Below are 6,305 nucleotides of genomic sequence, written 5' to 3' on the forward strand. Positions count from 1 at the left end.
ATAACACCTGTTTATGTGCACGAGGCACTGCTGGATCAGCGAGCCAAATAGCTGGTCATGATCCGTCAATCCGAAACTCCTGAAGCTCTCGCGCTGCTCGGGCGATTGATCGCCGACCGTGCAACAAACCCGGCGCGGCATCTCGCGCGGATCTGCGTGTTCCTTGGTGCGGGGGCCGACCTGAGTTCCGGCGGGCTTACGTTCTGGGAGCTGAAGCGGCAAGCGCTTGTCGAGTTCGGCAAGAGGCGTCTGTTCGACGTCACGCCATCGACCAATATCGAAGCCGAGTTCGAGGCGCTGTTCGCCCAGCAAGCACCGGATGACAAGGCTCTCCTGATCGACTGGCTGTTCCACCGGATGCAGCCACTCCAACCGTCCGACGCCTACAAGCTGCTTGTCTTGCTGGCCGAGAGTGGCGGCATCGACGCCATCATCACGACGAACTTCGACGGAATGCTTGAAAAAGCTCAACAGGAGCTGGGACGTGACCTGTTCCAGATCTACGCCCCAGGGATCGCTCGGCCATACTTCCTCGCCAACGAGCGCTTTCAGCCACCTCGAAAACCTTACCTCAAACTGCATGGCGACATCGCCTCGCGATCGCTGATGTTCCTTACAACGGAGGAGATCCAGGCACCTCCCTATGATCCGTCGATGCTCGAACTGCTTGGCGAGATCCTGCGCACGCACGACCTTGTCTTCGTCGGGTATGGAGGCAACGATCCGGCACTCGCCGAGATCATTGCCGACGCCGTCAGGGGCACCAGCAGTCGGATATTCTGGTGTGGTCCAACTCGGCCGGCGCCGGAGTCGCCCCTGGTCACGCTGCTCGGATCGCGCATGCGTCAGGTGCGCGGAAAGTTCGACGATCTGATGATGGAAATTGCTCGCCCGGTTCTTGAGCGGCCATCCCTGCAAATGATCGAGCCGACCTACCTTCGCTGCCTTTTCGAGTGGCGCCTCGACTATTGCAACCGGCAGTATCTCCAGGCCTATGCAGTGCGCGACGGCACTTCCCTTGTCGAAACCTTCGCGCGGCGCCCGCGAGCGGAAGACCAGGTTCGCCTGTTTCTCAGGTCAAATCGCGTCCTGACGTTGGTGTCGGGACCATCGGGATTCGGAAAGACCACGCTCGGGATACGACTGCACTCGTCATGGGAAGGCGATCCAGCGAGCCGATTGCTGCTGATCCGAGCGCGTGCACTGCAAGGCGTTGGCGACATTGAGCAATATGTTGCCGAGCAGCTGGGAGGCCTTGGATCGCGCGGACCGTTCTCGTTGTTCCGCTTCGAAAAATGGCTCGCCGAAAGTCAGCAGCGGCTGGTTCTTTACATCGATGGCATCAACGAATTCAGTCCCGATCTGACCAGATGCGTACAGCTGTTCCGTAACATATTGCGTTTTTGCTATTTCCTCCCGGAGACCGACAGCGCGATCCGCGTGATCGCGACAATCCGGCAGGAGACGTGGAACGCGATGCTGTCGCACATCGATCTGCTGCAGCTGCAGAAAACGCTCTGGACCGAAACAGCCGCGGATCAAGGTGTCGGCACCATTGCCTGCGGCGAGTTCACGGATGATGAGCTCCGCGATGCGGTGGCTCGATTGCGCGATCGCGGTTACGCGACGGTCGAAACCGAGCAGTTGTCACCAACGGTTTTCAATCAGCTTCATGATCCTTATTTGTTTGGCGCCGTCGCAGACGCTTCGCACCGCGGCATGTCGGCAATACCGGGCGCACGCATCTATCAACAGGCGCTCGACCAAAAGCTGGTCCGGCGCGGATCGCTGATCGATACGACAACGCTCAAGGACGTGCTCGCCACACTTGCTCTCGGCACATTGACGCGACAGCAGGACAGGTTTCGTGAAATCGACATCGAGCCTCCGACCTTGCGGGGTGAGATCATTCGCTTGATGAAGGACCTGCACGTTTTCGTCGATGCCGGCGACGGTTACCTGCAGTTCGATCACGATCGAACCTTGGAATTTTTCCTCGCGCTGGGTCTCGGATCGGGGCGCGGTCCGAGCCTTGAGACAGTGGACGACCTCTTGCGCTACCTGAAGTCGTTTCGGACCCAAGCAAAGCCGATCGCCGCGGCGCGGCTATATTTCGAGCTGTTGCCGCAAAAGCGGTTCGCAACGATCGACAAAATCCTTCGTTCGCTTGATGAGCGGGTTGGTCAGTACGGGCTCGCCGACCGGGAAATGCTGTTTGGCTTCGGTCGCGAGGTCCTTTCAGACATGGCCGAGCAGGCAGATCCCGTCGCGCTTCAATATCTGCTGGATCTGTCCAGCGCCGCCGGCCAAGGCAACATTGGCCCCAGTCTACTTCGAACGGCGGTGCAGTTTGGCGCAGCACTCGCCGTATCGGATGCAATCCAAATCCTTACCAATATATCGGACAGTGTTTCTTCGCCTGTCGCCATAGAGGCCAACATCTACGCGACTGACCGGCTCGTGAAATTGTACCTTGAGGCCGGTTGTCCACCCGTACTACTGACCAAGCACCAACCCTACGCCGCTTTCTTCGGGGACGAAAGGTGTTCAAGCTGGCAGCGGCTTGGACGACTACTGGGCTTTGCTGCTCATCTTGGCCCCGACAATACTCATCCCAACGAATATGCTGGAACGTTACACTCGCTTGATGCATCGCTTGATATATTGCTCAAAGATCAATGGGCCGAAGCTGATGCTGATGCCATTGCCGATCATATTCGGAAATATTGCGACCGGCTGATCTTTAACGCACCGCTCGAGGCAGTCGAACAGTTCTTCGCCCACCAGGATCGCAGCGAGTTTACCTCCATCCTAGCACGGCTGGGCGTAGGAGAGGTTCTCACCGCGGATCAATTCGACAGACTTCAGCCATATACCCAGACCCTCAATACGGAAATTGAGTATCATCTGTGCCATTTGCTGCTCGCTATATCGAGCTTTAATGACTTCGGTGTCACGCTCGATCTGATCAAGTCTAGACTGTCCGCAATCTCGCGTTCCTCGTCGCCGATCGAAATTGATTTCTTGCACGCCGCGCTCGTGTATTTGCATGTTTTGCACAACGCACCTTACGACATCGAAGTGTTCGCCGAGTACGAAGCGAGGATCCTGGAGGATTGGCCTGACGTGCTGCTCTTCAGGCCGGGACTTGAGCGTGGCGAGCGACGCGGCTTTCAGGATCTGTTCGATCGAATATTTGAGGATGGATTCGGCGTGATCTATCCTTACGGGGTACTGTCGCCTTCGTTACGGCGGCAAAGATATCTCTATGGCGACTATGTGCGCGAGATGCGCTCCGAAACTGAAAGCCCGCTGCCGCTCTATACGCGGCATCTCGAATCCTTTCTCGCTGCCGGGAGGATCGAGGAAGCGATCCAGCTGCTGCAGGCGCTGGCTGGGGTCATTGTGCTGTGGCCAACGGAGGGCCTGCTAGCGCTGCGGAGCGTGATAGGACACCCAGACCCTCGGATCCGACGGGCGGTGGTGCGGGTTCTGGCAGAATGCTTCAGTCGACATCCGGCTGAGACGCTGTCCTTTCTGCGGAGCAGTGGCGCGGCCGTCAGCGAGGAGGATCTGATCGAGATCAAGATCCGGCAGGATGCGCATATTGGACGCCGGCAGATCAACGAAGAGGAATGGGCTCGCATCGGGCATTTCCTGCTCTCGCGGTCCGGAGGGCTCAGCCTCCTGGTCGAGTGCACAATGGAGTTGCTGCAGGCACGATCGCTCGACGATGCGGTGCGGGCGGTGCTTTACAGGCTCGGGCTGCTGGCGGCGCGGTAGAATTCACCGTCGAGATACAGACCATCGAGACCCATGCCGAGAAATGCGTCGATTGCGTCCAGCGGAGTCTCGACAATGGGCTCGCCACGGCGGTTGAACGACGTGTTCAGCAGGACCGCTCGCCCAGTGACGGCTTCGAATTCTCGAAGTAGATTGGCGAGAAGTGCATGGCTTTCGCGCTCGACGAGCTGAACCCTTGCGGTACGGTCGACGTGAACCACCGCCGGGGCTTCATTGAGACAACGCTCGCGCACCCGAGCCACCCTTAGCATGTATGGGTCGGCACATCGTCGGTCGAAGAAATAATCATCGTAGCGATCTTCGAGAATGATCGGAGCTAGTGGCCGAAACGGCTCCCGCTTCTTAATCATCCGATTGATGCGCTCTTTGGTCGAGATTCGCAGAGGATCGGCAATAATGCTTCGCCCACCCAGGGCCCGCGGTCCGATCTCCGAACCTCCATTGAACAGGCCGATCACATCGCCAGCGGCGAGAATTCGCGCAAGATCTTGAGCGGTTCGAACCGATGGATCGAAGCTCAGCCGGGGATAAAATTGCTGAACAGCCGCGGCGCGTTCCGTGGCCGCATAGGTCCGTCCAGGGCGCGCCACAGCGGGATCGACGTTCCTGTTGCGGAACGTCAACTGCGGCGGACGCTTTCGCTTCTCGAATTCGTGGAGCCAGAGGGCGCCGAAACCCAATCCGGCATCTCCGCTGTGAGGCGCAACTGAAAGCGGAACGTCGAGCGGCGCGTTCTCGATGAGATACGAATTCGTCACGGTGTTGAGCGCACAGCCGCCCGCGATGCACAAGTAATCGACGGCTCTGTTGCTGAAAAACGCAAGCGAACGAAGCGCAGCCTCGTTAATGACCGCTTGAACGCTCGCAGCAAGGTCCGCCTTCGCAGCGAACAGATTAGACGACTGCAAGAGTAGCGTCTCAATTGCCCGCGGCAAATCAGGGTCGTCGAGAGCGCAGCGAAAGAAATCGTCGGGATCGTCCCGATATCGGATGAACTGATTGAGCGTCCCGGCATGGCGCGGCTCGCCGTAAGACGCAAGCCCCATCGTTTTGCCAGCCTCGAGGGCGTCATACCCCAATTCGGCGGTCACGAGTTCATACAGCAGCCCGATGGAATCCGTGACGACGATCGGGAAATCGTCGCCTTCGACGGTCGCGCTTCCCAATGTCTGACCCAGGGTCTGGTGCCCCTCCGGACCGAAGAGAAAGAACGAGAAGGTCTCGCGCTTGGCCCGGACCTGGTCTTCGATCGGGCCTACGATCGATCCAAAACCGTCATAGACCAGTACTCCGGCCTTTGAATTGGGTGGCAGCATCATGTAGGCCGAAGCCGCATGACACAGATGGTGAGGGAAAATCCGAAGGTTGCTGCCCTGAAGCTCAGTACGCACCTTGGTCGGCAACGTGTCGCTCGAAACGATTGCCGCGACGTCGGACAATGCGATTCCTTCGGCAGCCAAACAATAGTCGATCGCCAGCTGCACGGGGCTTTCGAACCAATGCGTCATTCCATACTTCCGCCGCGAAAGGCGCTCCTGCTCGATGGCAACGCGGATATCGCCGTCGCGCATCAATGCCGCAGAGAAGTCGTGGTCGGAGCCGCCGAGGCCAAGGACCCATTCCGGCATGTCAATCGGATCCGTATTTCTGCAATCCGAACCGGATCGGGTTCGATTTTACGAAGTTCGCGATGTCGATGCCGCGATTGGACTCGCCGACTATCCATGGCTGGCAGAACTCCGGCGCAAGATCGGCAAAGAACAGCACGCTGATCCGCTCGTCGCAGTCCTTTGGTGGCCTAACCTGGTGAAAGAGCGGCCGGAGCCGACCGTCCGTCATCAGCGAAGCAAGCCCTCCCAGCATTGCAACCGCGCGGTCGGACGATGTTGAGATCGGCAAGAACGCGCCGTCCGGAAGTCTAACTTCCAGTCCGGGCGCAGTGCTATAGACAAGCGTCAACAAGTGACCGTCTTCGTGCTCTTCATTGATGAAGGAAGATTGGGCCTGTATCGGACGCGAGTAGTTGATTTGTAGTGTTGACCAATGACGAACGCGGCCGGAGAGCATTTGTTTCCAAGTCCCACCGGTTACGCCATCGGCGATCGCGATGACGATCTGATCGGCGATTTTTTCCATCATGTCAAAAGCATTGGCGCACTGACGGTTAAGCTCGTCAGCTTCCGCAAGCCCATATTCGCAACCTATCGAGCTCGCCGTGGCCGAGAATGTCTCCATTTCGTCGGGGCGGTCAGCGGTTCTTGAGTATTCGATCCCGTAAGGCCTATAGCCCGAACCAACGCCGACCTGGCATTTCGCCTTCTCCACTTGATCGGCCCGGAAAAAACGAAACGCCGCAGCGACAACATTCGCGATGATCTCGGCGTCTTCCGGCGTGAGTTGGATCTCGGCCCACCCTTCATCCGCGAGTCGATCAAAGGTGGTTTCCGGAGCACAGACGGTGGTGGCCACTCGGTCTAAAGCTTTCTATAAACAGGTGTTAT

Annotated in this window: 3 protein-coding genes; 1 reads left to right on the plus strand and 2 read right to left on the minus strand. The window is 58.2% G+C overall.

The window, feature by feature from the left end:
* Window positions 1-57 precede the first annotated feature (57 nt).
* A complete protein-coding gene (locus tag AKN83_RS37920) occupies window positions 58-3,783 on the plus strand; it encodes an SIR2 family protein (RefSeq protein WP_050400009.1) in 3,726 nt (1,241 codons plus the stop codon).
* Here the strand turns inward: AKN83_RS37920 and AKN83_RS37925 are convergent.
* Together AKN83_RS37925 and AKN83_RS37930 are read right to left on the minus strand one after the other, a co-directional pair.
* Window positions 3,753-5,432 (minus strand): carbamoyltransferase C-terminal domain-containing protein, encoded by a 1,680-nt coding sequence (locus AKN83_RS37925; protein ID WP_050400010.1) that lies wholly within the window; start codon window positions 5,430-5,432, stop codon window positions 3,753-3,755. The two genes, AKN83_RS37920 and AKN83_RS37925, sit on opposite strands and share 31 nt — an antisense overlap.
* Before the next feature lies 1 nt (window position 5,433).
* Window positions 5,434-6,273: a 2OG-Fe(II) oxygenase family protein gene (locus AKN83_RS37930; protein ID WP_050400011.1), complete on the minus strand. Its 840-nt coding sequence runs from the start codon at window positions 6,271-6,273 to the stop codon at window positions 5,434-5,436.
* Window positions 6,274-6,305: the final 32 nt, after the last annotated feature.

The organism is Bradyrhizobium embrapense, assembly GCF_001189235.2.
Taxonomy (GTDB): domain Bacteria; phylum Pseudomonadota; class Alphaproteobacteria; order Rhizobiales; family Xanthobacteraceae; genus Bradyrhizobium; species Bradyrhizobium embrapense.

Excerpts from the sequence above, each read along its gene's own strand:
- AKN83_RS37920 (WP_050400009.1), top strand. The coding sequence starts at position 58 with ATGATCCGTCAATCCGAAACTCCTGAAGCTCTCGCGCTGCTCGGGCGA.
- AKN83_RS37925 (WP_050400010.1), bottom strand. The coding sequence starts at position 5,432 with ATGCCGGAATGGGTCCTTGGCCTCGGCGGCTCCGACCACGACTTCTCT.